Origin of the sequence: Virgibacillus sp. DJP39 (assembly GCF_049310925.1) — a bacterium.
Lineage (GTDB): Bacteria > Bacillota > Bacilli > Bacillales > Amphibacillaceae > Virgibacillus_F.
Genome location: NZ_JBMERP010000013.1, coordinates 17794 through 32884, shown reverse-complemented (window position 1 = coordinate 32884; position 15091 = coordinate 17794). Strand labels below are relative to the sequence as shown.

Below are 15091 nucleotides of genomic sequence, written 5' to 3'. Positions count from 1 at the left end.
ATGTTAAATACCAAAGAACCCCACCAAGTTTACTAACTTAGTGGGGTTCTCCATCTATCTATTTTCTTCCTAATCGCTATCAACAGCCTATAATCATTTAAACAGATTCATCAAGCGTGCCCAGAATCCTTTTTCTTCTTCTACTGGTTCTTCAATTGTCTCTGGTTCCTCTATTTCAATACTTTCTGTTTTAATTACAAATTGTACCGAATTTACTTTCTCGTTTTCAGCGGAAACAAAGGATTCAGCGTCGAAGTCAGATTTGTCAAATTCAGCAATCATCTGATCGACTTCCTTTTTCATTTGTTCAGGCATATCCTTTGTGGATTGATATAATGTATCTGTGCCTTCGTCAAGCTCATCTACTCCAGCTTCTAATTCGCCCGTTCCTCCTGAAAGTTCCACAATTCCAGCATGGACGTCATTATATGAACTCGATAATTGAGCCACACCAGCCGTATAGCTTGCTAGCCCACTGTGAAACTCTTTATAATTGGTCGACAATGTCGCCAATCCTCTTTGCAGCTCTCCTAAAGAGTCTGCCACATTCATACCTTCTAGTGAGGACGAAATATCAGTCGACATCTTATCCAGATTTTTTGCCATTTCCGTAACTGATCCATTAACTTCCAAAAGCGTTGGTTCAACTGCGTCAAAAGCTTTCTTTACAGCAGAATAGGTTCCTTTTGCAGAACGCGCGGCAGAATATGTCTCGACCAATTGATCAATGACATCACTGTCAGCACCACTGTTCTTTAAGGCTTTAATCTCTTCTTCCGTTATCTCATAGTCAGGGATTGCCACCATCGCTTTATCTAAAGAGTTGTAGGCACCCACGTAGTTTTCGTTTAGTTTTGTTAATCCAGCTGCAGTTTGACGTAATCCATCTGCTAATTGCGTAAGCCCTTCAGGTAGTTTTTTCAACGCTGTTAAATCCATCTTACCTGAGTTCTCACTTAGAGAATTACTCATTGAAGTGAGGCCTTGGTCAATCGATACCGAAGCATCAATAAGTTCACTCGATTTTCCATTTATATTCGAAATTCCATTCTGGTATTGACCAGAACCATCACGCAGACTCGCTACACCATTGTCTAATTCAGAAACGCCATTATTTAGTTCCCCTACGCCATTGCTGATTTTCTCAATCGCATCGGTTAAGGAATTCATCTCGCCAGTCATCTCTTTCATATCTGGCGCCTCGATCGACATCGATTGTGGGACAGCTGTTATTTGCATGCCCTGCAACTCGAAATCCACTACATTTGCTTCAACGCTAAGTTCCTCCGCCTGTTCTGGCATAACGGTAAACGTTACTTGCTTATTTTTACCTGCGTTTGCAACCATTCCACCTGTTTTAATGTTGTCAAAGATTGCAGGGTCCAGGTTAAGCGAGATTTGTAAGAGATAGTTTTCAAAAAATCCGAGATCGACATTTTCATTGGCAGACGTCTGAATTTTTATTTCTACATGACCGTCCTTGCCTGCCAGTTCCTCTGGGTCTATCTGCTTACCATCTAACAGATAAGAAATTGAAATATCCCACGGTAATGCTGCGTCATTCTTATCCCCTTGATAATAAAACTTACCCTTTGGTGCCGTGAATTCAACCTTATTTTCTTTTTGGTTGATGTCCGATAAATCGGTTAAGTTTTTTAGATTTGCATACGTACCATAATCGACGATCTTTCCTGCTTTAATTACGTCAAATACGTTTACGACATAAACTTCCTGCCGTTCTCCATTGGCATTTAGTGTTGCATATACTACTTCATCCTTGGAAGAATATTCACCGGCATTTTGTGATGCGCCTGTTGCCGCTGCCACATGATCGCTTGCGCCAGCAGGTACTAGAAATGACGGCACTACAAGGACAGTTGCCATTAAAACATGAAGGATCCGTTTCTTTCTCATCATCATTTCCCCTTTATTAATCTTGCCTGTTTATTTAAAAATTGTTGTTGATCGATAACTGCGACGTAACTGCTATGTTAATTTACTTCCTACCACTTTTAACTAGATTGGTGCCGGTCCATCGCTTCGGAAAAACACTCGCTTTCCATGGGGAACGCTTCAGCCTCCTTGCCCCGGCAAGGGGTATGCCGATGTTGTCCGCAAAGGACGGTCTTAGTCGGCCTTCATCATCTACCGCTCACTGCGGGGTCTTCAGACTGTTCCTTTCCCATAGGAGTCTCGCATTTTTCCGTAGCTTAGATAGCTTTCTGTTCAAGTGAGCAGAACATCTATGAAACACAGAATTCATCCGCGTTTTTCTATCATAGTGGAGAATAGGTGTAGACTACTCGCAGGAAACCGAGCTATGAATCTTCTGACACGTGTTGTTCCCATAGGACAAGGAAGACATCGCACGAAAAAATAGGACTGTATTTCGAGGAGGATTACCCCGCTCCTATCAATCAATTCATAAAAGATTGTCGTTTGTTTAGCACTATACCCAGCGGAGGAAATACACGAAGACTCCTGCGGGAGGAAAGGCATAGGTGAGACCCCGCAGTGCGTTAGCACGAGGAGGCTCACCAGCCTCCCGCGGAAAGCGTAGTGTATTTCCGCAGCGGTAATTACCGCCAGTTACAACTATGAAGCAATAAAACCTAACGAAAAAAGATTCTTAATTTTTAAGTCAGCGTGCCCTTGCTGAGCCCCACTTTGTTACTTTTTATAAAAACCCGCTTTCCAAGTTGTTTTATCAATCACCTTATCGAATACCAACAGTATCGCTGGGAGTAAGAAAATAACCATAATAAACGCCAGTAATGCTCCCCTTCCGAGCAGTAACCCGATCGAACCAACAATCGGATTGGTCGAAGTAATCCACAAAATAAAGCCAACACTCGATAAAATCGAAGCTGAAATTGCAATGGAGAATATTTTCTCATCAATTGTTTTCTTTATTGCCTTAAGCGCAGTCATATCCTTACGATTCTCCTTATAGGCTTCCATGAGCAGGATCGCATAATCAACCGTCGCCGCAAGCTGTACGGTACTGATAATCAAATATCCCACATAAACCAATGATGAATTACTGAAGTAAGGAACAGCCAGATTAATCCAGACAGAAGACTGAATCGTAAGCAACAACACCAACGGAATCGAAATGGATTTGAATGTAAGCATCAGAACAATTGCAATCGCAATGATTGTCAGCCAATTGACAAGCTTATTATCTTTTTGGACGACTTGTTTCATATCATACAAGGTCACGCTCTCCCCGAGGGAATAGGCGTCATCGCCATAATAAGCAGCAGCTTTATCCTGAACAGATTCGACCAACGAAAATGCCTCGTCACCCTCTGTTCCTGCATTCGTATGAAGAATAATCCGACTGTAGTTATCTGAATAAAATTGTTCCGTAATTGATTGATCAAGGTACTCTCGCGGAATTACCGCGCCGACTGTATTAACATAAGAAAGAACACTGGTCACAGGATCGAGATTTTCCAGTTCTTCAACCAGCTTTTCTTCTTTTGCGACATCCCCTTTTGGAACAAGTAACACCATTGGGGTATATTTTCCAAACGTATTTTCTATTTGGATTTTGTCACTGCCTGCCCGCGTATCCTCTGGTTGATCTCCGGTTCCGTAAGTGAAATCCGTGTTACTTTGTGCCAAAAACGCCGGAACGATAATGATGAATACAAGGATCAACATAGGTACTCTTACTTTAACAACACGACTGCCGATATTCTTGAAACTTGGCAGTAATTGTTTGTGCTGCGTTTTATCAATCCATTTATAAAATAAAAGCGTTAGCGCTGGTAAAAATACCATCACACTAATAAAGCTTAATACAATTCCTTTTACAAGATTGACCCCTAAGTCAGCACCAATCTCAAAATTCATGAATGTTAGTGCCATAAAACCAAAGAAGGTCGTCGCTGCACTAGCTGCGATAGCAGGGAATGATTTTTTAATTGCGAACTGCATTGCTTTTCCAGGATCCGCTACTTTTTGCCGGTATTCTGAAAAACTATGCAGTAGAAAAATCGCATAATCGAGTGATACCGCAAGCTGCAGGATTGGCGCAACCGATTGTGTAATGAACGATACTTCTCCTAAAAAAATGTTTGTTCCTAAATTGATCAGAACGGAAACTCCAATTGCGGTTAGGAAAAACACTGGTTCCAGCCAGGAAGTTGTCGAAACGATCAATATTAAAATGATAATTGGTACTAACAATGCGGCGGCATACATCGATTCCGATCCAGCCATTTTTTGCGATATAGCGGTATCGAGTGCCTCTCCCGCCATCGCATTCTCTTCGCCAATTAATTCATAGACTTCATTAGTTAATTCTACTTCTTTCCCTTCTTGAATACTGAAGGAAATGATTGCTTTGTTATCCTTATAATAGGTTTCCACTGTGTCCTGATCGGCTATTTCCAGTGGCGTCTTTGTGTCGATTGCATCATCTAACCACGTTACATCGTTCACGCCATCAATGGCAGCAAGTTTTTCTTTAACTTCAAGCGCTTCCTGAACGGTAACATCGTTGATCATGACTCGTGTGTTCGCAACAGATCCTTCAAACTCTTCTTCCATGATTTCCATTGCGGTTGTTGATTGTGCATCATCCGGCAAATAATCTGCCATATTGTAATTGACAGATACAAAAAATTGCGCGATTGCACTCAGTACGGCAACGATCATAAAAGCAATAACAACTGCTTTTTTATGTTTTAATATTCGTGCTGGTATGTTGATCGAAACCATCTCCTTCTTGCATCCTTTTCCTCATACAATTATAATGACACCGTGTTGGATAATCAACAAACAGTTTAGTATCAAATGTTTTTTCCCCAACACAAATGTATCTTTTGTCGGATATATATAAAAAGAAAGTGGTGTTAGCGCTTGCATTCTAAATTAGACAGACGAAAAAAATATACGAGAATGGTCTTAAAGGAAAGTTTGATGAAATTACTAAAAGATAAGTCTATTTCAACTGTAACAGTTAAGGAGATATGTGTATTTGCAGACATCAATAGGTCAACATTCTACTCGCACTACATGGATCAGTTTGACCTTCTCAATCAGATCGAGGAAGAAATTATTGAGGATATGAATGCAACCCTTACGGCATATAATCACAATCAGGATGACGAAGCGCTGCAAATGACAGAAAAAATAGTTGAGTATGTGGCACAGAACAGTGATGTGTGCGCAACACTGTTTAGTGAGCATGGGGATTCTAACTTTAAAAAGAGAGTGATGATGGTTGCGAGTGAGCATACGGTGGAAAATTGGTCATCGCTCTATCCAATCGATTCAGAAATCTCCGAGTATGTGAGCATATTTGCAGTCAGTGGCAGCATCCACGTGCTGGAAAACTGGCTCAAAAATGGGATGGACAAATCTCCAAAAGAAATAGCTGAGATTATTAATAACCTTACCAATAAAGGGCTAAGTTATTTGCAGTGAAGCAGGGGGAAACGGGGGGACGGTTCTTGTGCTTCCTAACTGAGAGCAAAAAGTTGCTATAGTTTTCCATATCTATTTCAGCATTTGTTACTAACTACTTGTTAATGACCATCGTTTCTCAAATTATGTCATGTATTGATTTTTTCTCACCATGGAAAGCAATCAAGAAGCCAATCTCTAAAGGGAGAGCAGACAAATCCTGTTTTTCTCATTAAGTGTTCTCACCACAACTAGTTTTGAGCAAAGAAATACTTTATAAGAAAGCAAATGAAACAGTAGAACCGTCCCCTTTTGCTATTTTTTGCTTCCAAAGCAAAATTAAAAGCCGCCAGCTCCGGTAGCACGTCCATAGCGCAACCAAAACTAACAGCTTACAATTTTTCCAATAATATTGTTCGACACCATCGCCAATTTCGGTGACAGGCATTGTAAACTATTTGGTTTTATAATAATCGTAAACACCTAGTAAATTTACTTTTAGAACTTTTCTGCTATCCCCTATGACACCTGAATAACTTCCACCTTGAGGTACTCTTTTACCAATAGACGCTCTAATACCAGCTTCTTCTAACCGCTCAATAATTTTTTGTTGCTCTTGCTGAAAAGTTTCGTTTTGTTTTTCATTATTGTTATACATTGTTAGAACACCTCGTTTAATTGTATTCCCAATGTATGATTATGTTATTCCAAATAAAAAAAGACCAATTCGGCCTCTTTAAACATTTAACACTCGCTTTTTTCTTTCACTTCCGATTATTCCAGAATACTTTCCGTTCTTGGGCGACTTTTTTCCTGGCAACACTTTTATACCTGCACTCTGTAAACGACTCATTACTTCAGTTTGTTTACTTTGATTCTTAGTTCCCATTCTAATCACCTACCCTCTCTATAGTTCTATTATATACGTTTTCTAAATCAATTAAAAGACTTTCAAAGCCATCCCCTATATCAACCATTATGTTATCATACCCTTCGTCATCTAAAACACTTGCATCCAATGCTATTAAGAACAGTGTTTCTTCGTTTCGGACTTTAACTAACCTAGTTAAATACTGTCTATTTAATTTTTCATTTTCTCTTGTATGTGTAAACGTATAAAAAGCATCGTTCATTAGCGCGCCTCTTAAAAGTCCTGTTCGGTAATCATTCAACAGATAATCAAACTTCTCCTCTTCATTTCCTAATGATTCAATTCCTAATTGGTAATCCTTCTCTAATATTTCAAGTCCAAGCACCATTAACGAACACAAGCATGCATCTTCCTCATTCATGGAAGATTTAGGCTTTTTACTTAACATACTATATGTATCTAATACGAAATCTAAAAGATAATTTGGATTTTCTTCTGTTATTAACATTCTATTTGCATTTCTAAATTCTCTTATGTACCTACTCTTTGACTTATAGTATAACTGGTGGATCGCATTAATATTAACATCTTCTACTACTGTTCCCTCAATAAAGTTTACTTTAAAAATAGTATTACGATTCAAATTTTGTTCAGAAAAATGATATAGCTGGACAGCAATGACATAAGGGTATTTATTCACAAATTGATCTAACAATTTTGAAAGGTTATCCTGTAAACGATAACTACTTAATTCCGTATTAGAATGTACCAATATTTCCATTTCAGATTCCAATTTCGTTCTTAAAACTTTTATCTCCTCATCTTTACTATTCAGCCAAAACCTAAATAAAATGATAAAAACTACTCCAGGTAACAATAACCAGACCATTGATATTTTACGTTCATCTATGAATGGCTTTAACCAATTTTCATAGAATAGTTGAGCTTGGTTTGAATTTTCTACCCATAATTCAAAGGTCAGAATGAAAATTAAACTTAATATTATATAAACATATTTCACTATCTCTCACCTTCCACTACTATATTAGCACATAACATAGTAAGCCCAAAAAGCTCCATAGATTTCATTGACTTTAATAAGGCATGTCTTAAATTTTGTCGGGTAGCTGCAGAATCAAAGGGCGGTTCTTATGCTTCCTAACTGTGAGCAAAAAGTTTCTATAGTTTTCCATATCAAATTTCCCATTTGTTACTACCTAAACTACTTATTAATGACCATCGTTTCACAAATCATGTCATGTAGTGATTTTTTCTTACCATGGAAAGCAATCATTAAGAAGCCAATCGCTAAAGGGATAGCAGACAGGATATAACCGAAATATCTTGCTAATCCCCTTAAAAAGGAAATACGATTTCCACTTTTGTCTACAACGATTGCACCTATCGCTATTTTTCCAATGGTTCCTTGTAGCGAGGACGAGGTCAAAATTGAAAAGTATAATATATTAATCAGTAGAAGAACCCAAAAGTTATCAACGGTATATAAAAAAATTCCTAATATTAAACTATCAACAATATACGCAAATAACCTTCTCCAGAATCCTACGTAATGTACGTGACCTACAGATACCGTATTATATCCATAAATATGGTCCCTTGATTCTGATACTGGAGTCAATTCCTGATTTTTATTATCCCTTCTTATTCCTCGTCTACCCTCTTCATGCTGCTGTAACCACTTATCCATTCGTGGATTGTTTGACATTCCACACCTTCCTTTCAGCCTCAACAGAAAATTAGTATGTCGTTTTTTATTCAGTACACTCTGAATTCGACATATTGCAGCCTCTTTCCTCCTAACTCTGCAAATTATTAGTAAATCTGAATTTTCAGTTATAATTCTGTCATCAATACTTTTGGATTGAATCATATGTTATGATCTTCTTGTTTTCCGCTATTTATCAGTAGAACTAAGCGGACGGCTCTTTTGCATCCTACTGTTTCCACCCTTGATAGATTACAAATCCTGTCTTTCTCATAATTGTTCACACAACATCTAGCTTTCAAGAAAAAATGCTCGATCTGTCCCCAAGCTTTTAACGGCCTAACCAACCGCCGTCGACAGCTAATAAATGGCCATGAATATAGGATGATGAATCTGAAGCAAGGAACACAATTGTGCCTTTAAAATCTTCCGGACTCCCCCAACGTGCTGCTGGTATTCTGTCCAGGATCTGCTTACTTCTAACTGGATCGTCAATTAATGCTGTATTCATATCTGTTGCAATATAGCCTGGCACAATTGCATTTACGTTTACGTTTTGCTTAGCCCACTCATTTGAAAGTGCTTTGGTTAACTGAGCAACTGCCCCTTTGGCTGCTGCATAAGCGGGTACGTTTATACCCCCTTGGAAAGAAAGTAAAGATGCTACATTAATTATCTTGCCACTCCCCTGCTCTACCATGGCTCGTCCGGCTTGTTGACATAAGATCCACACAGTTTTCAGATTAACATGTAACACATCGTCCCAATCTTCTTCTGTGAAATCAACAGCTGGTGATCGGCGTTGTATTCCCGCACTATTAACTAAAATATCGATTTTACCATAGTATTTAGTTACCTCTGGAATAGCATGTTTAACTTGTTCTATGTTATCTAAATCACAAGGAATTATTACACACTTTCGGCCAGTAGTTGCTTCAATTTCTTCTTTGACATCTGTTTGTTCCGGATTCCGGTTTAAAAGTGCTATGTCTGCTCCTGCTTCCGCTAAAGCCAAAGCCATTGATTTGCCAATTCCTCTTGTTGCCCCAGTTACAGCTGCAACTTTTCCGTTCAATTGAAATAAATTATTCATTTTAAAACTCCTCTCGATAATGTGTATCGTTTTATGTACTACTTTCGATTTTAATTACCACACTTGCTTATTCAATTTCTTCTGCTTCCCCCGCTTCTTTTGGAAGTACTTGTACGCTTCCTGATCCAGAAACAAAATTAAGTTGGTAGTTTAGCTTATCTGGGTAGGACACAAGCGGACCCACGTTCGAGGGACGCAACGGATTTACTACCCATTTAAGAGATACCGGCTCCCCTTCTTTAATGGTCATAGTTAAATGGGTGTCTTTTTGTTTACTGAGCAGTGTTCCCCGGAAATCGATAGCAGGAAAACGTTTAAAAGTTGCCTTGTAGATGACGCTATCCCCACTCTTATTTGTTATGAACTCATCCGCATGCTTTAGTAAATTAGCTATCCATTGAAACGGATTATCCAGCGGAGCTAATTCATGGGTAAAGCGGTGGGGTAACGTTACGAAAGACCATTGATCATTCGTATTTATGTATAATTTGTCCGTAAATAAGTAAGTTTCAAATGAAAACTCACTGCCGTCCGAAATTGGAGTCTTAATCTCGTAATAGGATCTTTGATTTGACCATATACCCTGACTCTTAGAGTACACTATATTGTCCCATTGGTAGATTGAATCAATCTGGTATGTATTTTCCTCATAGGTTTCCAGCATAGATATCCACTTATTGTAATCATGGTCTTCGTTGCTGGGGAACAATGCAAAGCCTAATCCTCCACCGATAATGATAGATAGTAAGGGAATCATCCATTTTTTAATAGGTTTATAAGTAGCCATTTAATTCGTAGTCCCCATTCGTTTGCCAGTAACCTTTTTCTCGTTGTGGTGTCATTTTAATTCTAGTAACCCATTTCACAGATTTATAACCGTACATGTCTGGATGATAAAGACGGCATGGGAAACCTTGTGATTTTTTTAATGGTAATCCGTCGAATTCAAATATAAGCATGGCATTTTCGTCAACTAATTGGGAAAGTGTAAAGGAGTCATAATAGATTTCGTCACCTGAATAAACAGTGAAACTTGCATCCATAGGTGTTTTTGTAAAATGCGTAGCTAAAACTTCTTTTAGATAAACCCCACGCATTTCCACAGCCCGAACACTCCATCCTGTTACACAGTGAAAGTCATCTACAATTGAATGCCAGGTTAACTTTCTCATATCCATCATAGTCAATTCCTGCTTAGATTGATGGGTGTCTTCCAAGGTAAGTATCCAGTCTTTTTCCTCATAACGGGGATAATCGTTCGTAACATTATAAATACGGAAATATCCTTGTCGTTTTTCTTCATTTTTCGGGATTGAAAGTATCGGGGAAATCCATTTAATCAACCCACCAAAAAGAATAAATAGACAAAATAACACGAGTGACTTGATAACATCCCGTCTGTCTAAGCTGTTTTCTGTTATCCAGACGGGAGCATCTTTACGACCTCTCCACCAATTCGGCCAGGGGATTTTCTTGTTAAAAAGGTTTCCTGTAACATGAAGAACAATCCAGGGAATAACGATCCATGTTGACCAGTCATGGATGACAACAGCATTGTTTCTCACCCATACTGGAACCAGATTTTGAAGATACATCACTGTTCCTGAACTAACCCAAAAGAAAAATAGAACAGTAAATAACCAAATATTAAACTTTTTAATCGGAGCACGTTTTTTACTATATTGAAAAATTTTAGATATGGAATATAGGACTATACCAATGTAAAAGATAGCGATCCATAAGTGAATCGCAACTAGAGGCACTTTCCACTCATTAAACATTGTCCGTAAGTAAGGGAAATATAGGCTAACACCGGAAATCAAAAGTAAACTAAGAATGGTTGCGTGTATATGATGGATCCAAACAAGTTTTAAACGGCCCATTTTATTTCCCCCATTTTAAAAATAAACATCAATTCATGTAAGGAATGGAACAACTTCATCAAGTGTAATCTGAAGATTTATTGTTTTTTTAAATATAGAATAATTGTATCATAAGTTTCAAACTATTATTTTAATAATTCCTGAATAATTACAAGTGCCTGTCATCCAAAACTATTCAGGATAGTTTCAGCTGACAGGCACCAGATCTACGACACCCTTTCGCCAAATATCAGTAAGTGACAACCGTTGGGGTTAAAGGTTAAAATCATTTTTTTCAACGCTTCCTATTAATCAATTGTGTACGAGGGATGATTTTTCAACTAAAGCATAGGATCTTTAAGGTTATTTCATATACAAATTAACCAGTTCATAGCTTCTCTCTTTGGTGAGTTGTGCTTTAGTGTCTATGAGCAATACTTCCGCCATTGTTCCTCCCTGAAATTCCAAAGAATTATTTTTTGCTGTTTCATCTCTATGTTTAATCCACTTTAATTGTTCTTGTTTTAATTCACTCATTTCATTCGGAGTAAGCTGCTTTTTCAATACACCATAAATTTCATTCAAAACATCATCCCATCTTGTATGTGTCTCGTATAGAGCACTAAGCATATCAACTGTAGTACCTGACTTATATAAATGTTTTAAATCCGATAAACCCTTTTCAATATCATTTAGTTTCTTAATAAATTCCTGTTTATTGGAAGCAGCGTGTACAGGTTCTGGCTTTTTCGTTTCTTTAGTTCTTTCTTCAACCTCACTCTCTTTTTGAGAATCTTGAGAAGTTTCTTCTTCATTTGGTTCGCTTAACATAACAATTGGCGCCCCTTCTTTTTCTTTGGTGATAGTAAAAGTTGCATATGGCATAGCTTGGTTTTGACCGTTTTGATCGAGAGCAACCCAAAACCCCAGTTCGAAAGCCGTGTTTTGGTTACTCCATTCTTGATGATTTCCCAAATCCACAGTGCTCTGTTGATTCGTTGGATCATAATCGCGAATAATTTGTTTATAAAGTTCTTTGTAACCTTTTTTTACAAGTTCCCGCTTGTTTAAGTCTTCTAGATTGCAGTCTTTGTTCAAATCTAACCCATACGTAATAGAATCCAGTTTGTTATTTTTAAAGGAAAAAAAGATAGTATCTTCTACAACACAAGATGTAGAAGCATATCTATTTTCCTTTAGTTTTATGTGCCGCGAACCACTTTGTTCTGTTGCTACAGTTGATTCAGGGAATATTTTTTTAACTTCGTTTAATTCCATGCCCCACGTTAATTTCAGAAGAGCATCTGAACTAGATTTTTTAGAAGATGGATCCGTCTTTCTATTCTCTTCAACGACCGTATCAGCCACCTTTTCCTTACTCGCTTCAACAATCATATCAACCATCTGTTCCTTATTCGCCTTTTCTTCACGTTCAAAACTTGCAACCAAAGCCTTAGAATACTCTGGATAATGAGTGGGCTCTTTGCCATCCAAAATACAGTAAACATCCCAAGCTAATTTTCTTAAATTTGCAGCGACACCAGCACCTAACTTATCGTTATTATCAGACGTTACAACAGGGGATTTAATAGTTGGAAAAGATTTAATTTGCTGACCGTTAAAATATTGAAATGTATAATAAGTTCTTGTAAAAAACGTATTTTTGTTTATATCATAGCCGTAATAAAACAACTCATTATTTCTCTTCTCTACCGACATTTGTATTCTGGGTTGTTCTATAAATCCCTTCCAAACACCAAAAGGAACCGTATCATAATAAGAATCGATAAAAGCATAGGTGAATACTTTAATGGTACGCTGGGTTATATCTTCATTGGATGTATAATAATCCAGAGTGTCTAATGCCCCATCCTTTATGTCTTCAACATCCTTTTTAGCATCTATTGTATCTTGAACTTCCTCAAATTTTTTGTAAAACCTCGATAATCCGAGTGTTGTTCCTTCCTTAATCGCTTCTTTAAAGGTTGTTAAGTCATCCTGTCCATACCAAATGTCATAAATTAAATCACCTGGAATTCCGAGATCATTTAATGCTTTTGCTCCAGCGTTTGTAAAGTATACTTCATTCTTTTTTATTTGCGCTATAGTCCAATCGTTTCTGCCTAAATAGGCTTCATTACCGCTTGGCCTTACCGCAATATTCATTTTTGTTGCCAACTCTTTAATTTCAATCTGCTCTTTATCAGAAGTAGTTGCTTTAGTACAACCGCTCATAATTAAAATAAAAAACAAAAAGAACACTACCCAAACTTTACCAAGCCTCATTTTCTTCCTCCTAATATAGAAAATACTACTAATACATATTCGACCATATAGGTTAAAATACCTATTCAAATGTAATGCGGTTGATAAGTAACTAAATCCACTAATCCGTTTGAAAATAACGTTAGTTTCTCATTTTCTAAGGCTCTCTTAACATATCTAATGTATTTTCGTAAACTCTTCAAGCCTTAAAAAAGTGCATCGGGGGACGGTTCTTGGGATTCACAACTGAGAGCAAAAAGCAGCTATAGTTTTCCATATACCATGGAAAGCAATCATTAAGAAGGCAATCGCTAAAAGGAGCAGACAGAATATAAATCCTATTTTTCTCAATAAGTTTTCTCACCACAACTAGCTTTTGAGCAAAGAAATGCTTGATAAGAAATGCAAATGAAGCAATAGAATTGTCCTCTTTTGCTTCCAAAGCAAAATTAAAAAGCCGCCAGCTCCAGTAGCACGTCCATAGCGCAACCAAAACTAACAGCCTACAATTTTTCTAATACCATTGACACCACTCGCCAATATCGGTGACAGGCATTTTAAACTATGGTTTTATAATAATCGTAAACATCTAGTAAATCTACATTTAGAACTTATCTATTATCCCTATGATACCTGAATAACTTCGACCTACTTCTTTACCAATAGACGCTCTAATACAGCTGCTTCTAACCGCTTAATAATTTTTTGTTGCTCTTGATGAAAAGTTTCGTTTTGCTTTTCATTATTATTATACATTGTTAGAACACCTCATTTGTATTCCCAATGTAGATGATGTTATTCCAAATAAAAAAAGACCAATTCGACCTCTTTAAACTTAACACTCGCTTTTTTCTTTCACTTCCAACTATTCCAGAATACTTTCCGTTCTTGGGCGATTTTTTTCTGGAAACACTTTTATACCTGCACTCTGTAAACGACTCATTACTTCAGTTTGTTTACTTTGATTCCTAGTTCCCATTCTAATCACCTACCCTCTCCATCAAAAAATTGTAATAACTATTATTTAAAAATTCCTGTTCCACACAATATAGGAAAGCTAGATATAAAAGGGTTCGCACCTCTTAACCTTGATTAGTAGGCCTAATTATCACTTCATTAACTGCAACGCTTGCTGGTTGTGACACAGCGTAATAAACAGCGTTTGCAATATCTTCGCCAGTAATAGAAGGTAAATTAGGGTCTTCAAATTTAGGTTTAATATCTTGGTCAGTGATGAAATCAGCTAACTCAGTTTCAACAACTCCCGGTGAAATGCTTGTTGTTTTGATATTGGTCTGGGCTAACTCTTTGCTTAATCCTTCCATAAATATGCGTGCAGCAAATTTAGTACCACAGTAAACAGTACCTGACGGAAATACACCATGCCCTGCAACGGAGGAAGTGGTGATGATATGACCACTATCTCGTTGTTGCATATATGGTAAAACCGCCGCGATACCATAAAGTACACCTTTGACATTTACATCAATCATTCGATCCCATTCATCAACTTTTAATTTATCCATGAAGGATAATGGCATAAGGCCTGCATTGTTGAACATCACATCAACTTGGCCATAGGTTTTAATCGTGAAGGTGGCCAATTCCTGCATGTCTTCATAGGAAGTCACGTCTGTTACTTTTATAACCGCTTCACCGCCTTCTTGTTCAATCTTTTGTTTTAATTGAATAAGTCGTTCTTCTCTACGAGCAGCAAGTACCACCTTAGCTCCTTCTCCTGCAAACTTCAGTGCGGTTGCTGCACCAATTCCACTTGATGCACCTGTGATAATAATGACCTTACCTTTAACTGTAGACATGTAAATTCCTCCTTTAAAATACTGATACCTGTAGCT

12 protein-coding genes are annotated in these 15091 nt (G+C 37.6%); 1 reads left to right on the top strand and 11 read right to left on the bottom strand.

All coding sequences use genetic code 11. The annotated features are described in order from the left end of the window. Nucleotides 1–93: 93 nt before the first annotated feature. Together ACOI1D_RS06650 and ACOI1D_RS06645 are read right to left on the bottom strand one after the other, a co-directional pair. The gene (locus ACOI1D_RS06650) at nucleotides 94–1914 is read right to left on the bottom strand and encodes a YhgE/Pip domain-containing protein (RefSeq protein WP_422500260.1); all 1821 of its coding nucleotides are present in this window, start codon (nucleotides 1912–1914) and stop codon (nucleotides 94–96) included. A gap of 756 nt (nucleotides 1915–2670) precedes the next feature. Then, the gene (locus ACOI1D_RS06645; RefSeq protein ID WP_422500258.1) at nucleotides 2671–4731 is read right to left on the bottom strand and encodes an efflux RND transporter permease subunit; all 2061 of its coding nucleotides are present in this window, start codon (nucleotides 4729–4731) and stop codon (nucleotides 2671–2673) included. 141 nt (nucleotides 4732–4872) lie between these two features. On the opposite strand from ACOI1D_RS06645, the gene ACOI1D_RS06640 reads away from it, so the two are divergent. After that, the gene (locus tag ACOI1D_RS06640; protein WP_422500256.1) at nucleotides 4873–5439 is read left to right on the top strand and encodes a TetR/AcrR family transcriptional regulator; all 567 of its coding nucleotides are present in this window, start codon (nucleotides 4873–4875) and stop codon (nucleotides 5437–5439) included. A 433-nt stretch (nucleotides 5440–5872) separates the two neighbouring features. On the opposite strand, the gene ACOI1D_RS06635 is transcribed toward ACOI1D_RS06640, so the two are convergent. From ACOI1D_RS06635 to ACOI1D_RS06595, 9 genes are all read right to left on the bottom strand, one after another. Next, nucleotides 5873–6076 carry a hypothetical protein gene (locus tag ACOI1D_RS06635; protein ID WP_422500255.1) on the bottom strand — a complete coding sequence of 68 codons (204 nt, stop codon included), beginning with the start codon at nucleotides 6074–6076 and terminating at the stop codon, nucleotides 5873–5875. Between the two features lie 78 nt (nucleotides 6077–6154). Next, complete coding sequence (locus tag ACOI1D_RS06630; RefSeq protein WP_422500254.1) at nucleotides 6155–6307, bottom strand: hypothetical protein; 153 nt, start codon at nucleotides 6305–6307, stop codon at nucleotides 6155–6157. 1 nt (nucleotide 6308) lies between these two features. Beyond that, complete coding sequence (locus ACOI1D_RS06625) at nucleotides 6309–7178, bottom strand: hypothetical protein (protein WP_422500253.1); 870 nt, start codon at nucleotides 7176–7178, stop codon at nucleotides 6309–6311. A 333-nt stretch (nucleotides 7179–7511) separates the two neighbouring features. Further along, complete coding sequence (locus ACOI1D_RS06620; protein WP_422500251.1) at nucleotides 7512–8015, bottom strand: RDD family protein; 504 nt, start codon at nucleotides 8013–8015, stop codon at nucleotides 7512–7514. 331 nt (nucleotides 8016–8346) lie between these two features. Further along, nucleotides 8347–9108, bottom strand: a complete 762-nt coding sequence (locus ACOI1D_RS06615) for a glucose 1-dehydrogenase (RefSeq protein WP_422500249.1) — start codon at nucleotides 9106–9108, stop codon at nucleotides 8347–8349. Nucleotides 9109–9175: 67 nt separating this feature from the next. Beyond that, complete coding sequence (locus ACOI1D_RS06610; protein WP_422500247.1) at nucleotides 9176–9895, bottom strand: hypothetical protein; 720 nt, start codon at nucleotides 9893–9895, stop codon at nucleotides 9176–9178. Then, nucleotides 9882–10991: a molybdopterin-dependent oxidoreductase gene (locus ACOI1D_RS06605; RefSeq protein ID WP_422500245.1), complete on the bottom strand. Its 1110-nt coding sequence runs from the start codon at nucleotides 10989–10991 to the stop codon at nucleotides 9882–9884. The genes ACOI1D_RS06610 and ACOI1D_RS06605 overlap by 14 nt, the downstream gene beginning before the upstream one ends. Nucleotides 10992–11333: 342 nt before the next feature. Next, nucleotides 11334–13256, bottom strand: coding sequence for a lysozyme inhibitor LprI family protein (locus ACOI1D_RS06600; RefSeq protein ID WP_422500243.1), 1923 nt, complete (start codon nucleotides 13254–13256; stop codon nucleotides 11334–11336). Between the two features lie 1061 nt (nucleotides 13257–14317). Beyond that, on the bottom strand, nucleotides 14318–15055 hold the full coding sequence (locus ACOI1D_RS06595) for an SDR family oxidoreductase (RefSeq protein ID WP_422500241.1): 738 nt from the start codon (nucleotides 15053–15055) through the stop codon (nucleotides 14318–14320). Between the last annotated feature and the right edge of the window lie 36 nt (nucleotides 15056–15091).

Excerpts from the sequence above, each read along its gene's own strand:
- ACOI1D_RS06650 (WP_422500260.1), bottom strand. The coding sequence starts at position 1,914 with ATGAGAAAGAAACGGATCCTTCATGTTTTAATGGCAACTGTCCTTGTA.
- ACOI1D_RS06615 (WP_422500249.1), bottom strand. The coding sequence starts at position 9,108 with ATGAATAATTTATTTCAATTGAACGGAAAAGTTGCAGCTGTAACTGGG.
- ACOI1D_RS06635 (WP_422500255.1), bottom strand. The coding sequence starts at position 6,076 with ATGTATAACAATAATGAAAAACAAAACGAAACTTTTCAGCAAGAGCAA.
- ACOI1D_RS06595 (WP_422500241.1), bottom strand. The coding sequence starts at position 15,055 with ATGTCTACAGTTAAAGGTAAGGTCATTATTATCACAGGTGCATCAAGT.
- ACOI1D_RS06625 (WP_422500253.1), bottom strand. The coding sequence starts at position 7,178 with ATGGTCTGGTTATTGTTACCTGGAGTAGTTTTTATCATTTTATTTAGG.
- ACOI1D_RS06620 (WP_422500251.1), bottom strand. The coding sequence starts at position 8,015 with ATGTCAAACAATCCACGAATGGATAAGTGGTTACAGCAGCATGAAGAG.
- ACOI1D_RS06600 (WP_422500243.1), bottom strand. The coding sequence starts at position 13,256 with ATGAGGCTTGGTAAAGTTTGGGTAGTGTTCTTTTTGTTTTTTATTTTA.
- ACOI1D_RS06645 (WP_422500258.1), bottom strand. The coding sequence starts at position 4,731 with ATGGTTTCGATCAACATACCAGCACGAATATTAAAACATAAAAAAGCA.
- ACOI1D_RS06610 (WP_422500247.1), bottom strand. The coding sequence starts at position 9,895 with ATGGCTACTTATAAACCTATTAAAAAATGGATGATTCCCTTACTATCT.
- ACOI1D_RS06605 (WP_422500245.1), bottom strand. The coding sequence starts at position 10,991 with ATGGGCCGTTTAAAACTTGTTTGGATCCATCATATACACGCAACCATT.
- ACOI1D_RS06630 (WP_422500254.1), bottom strand. The coding sequence starts at position 6,307 with ATGGGAACTAAGAATCAAAGTAAACAAACTGAAGTAATGAGTCGTTTA.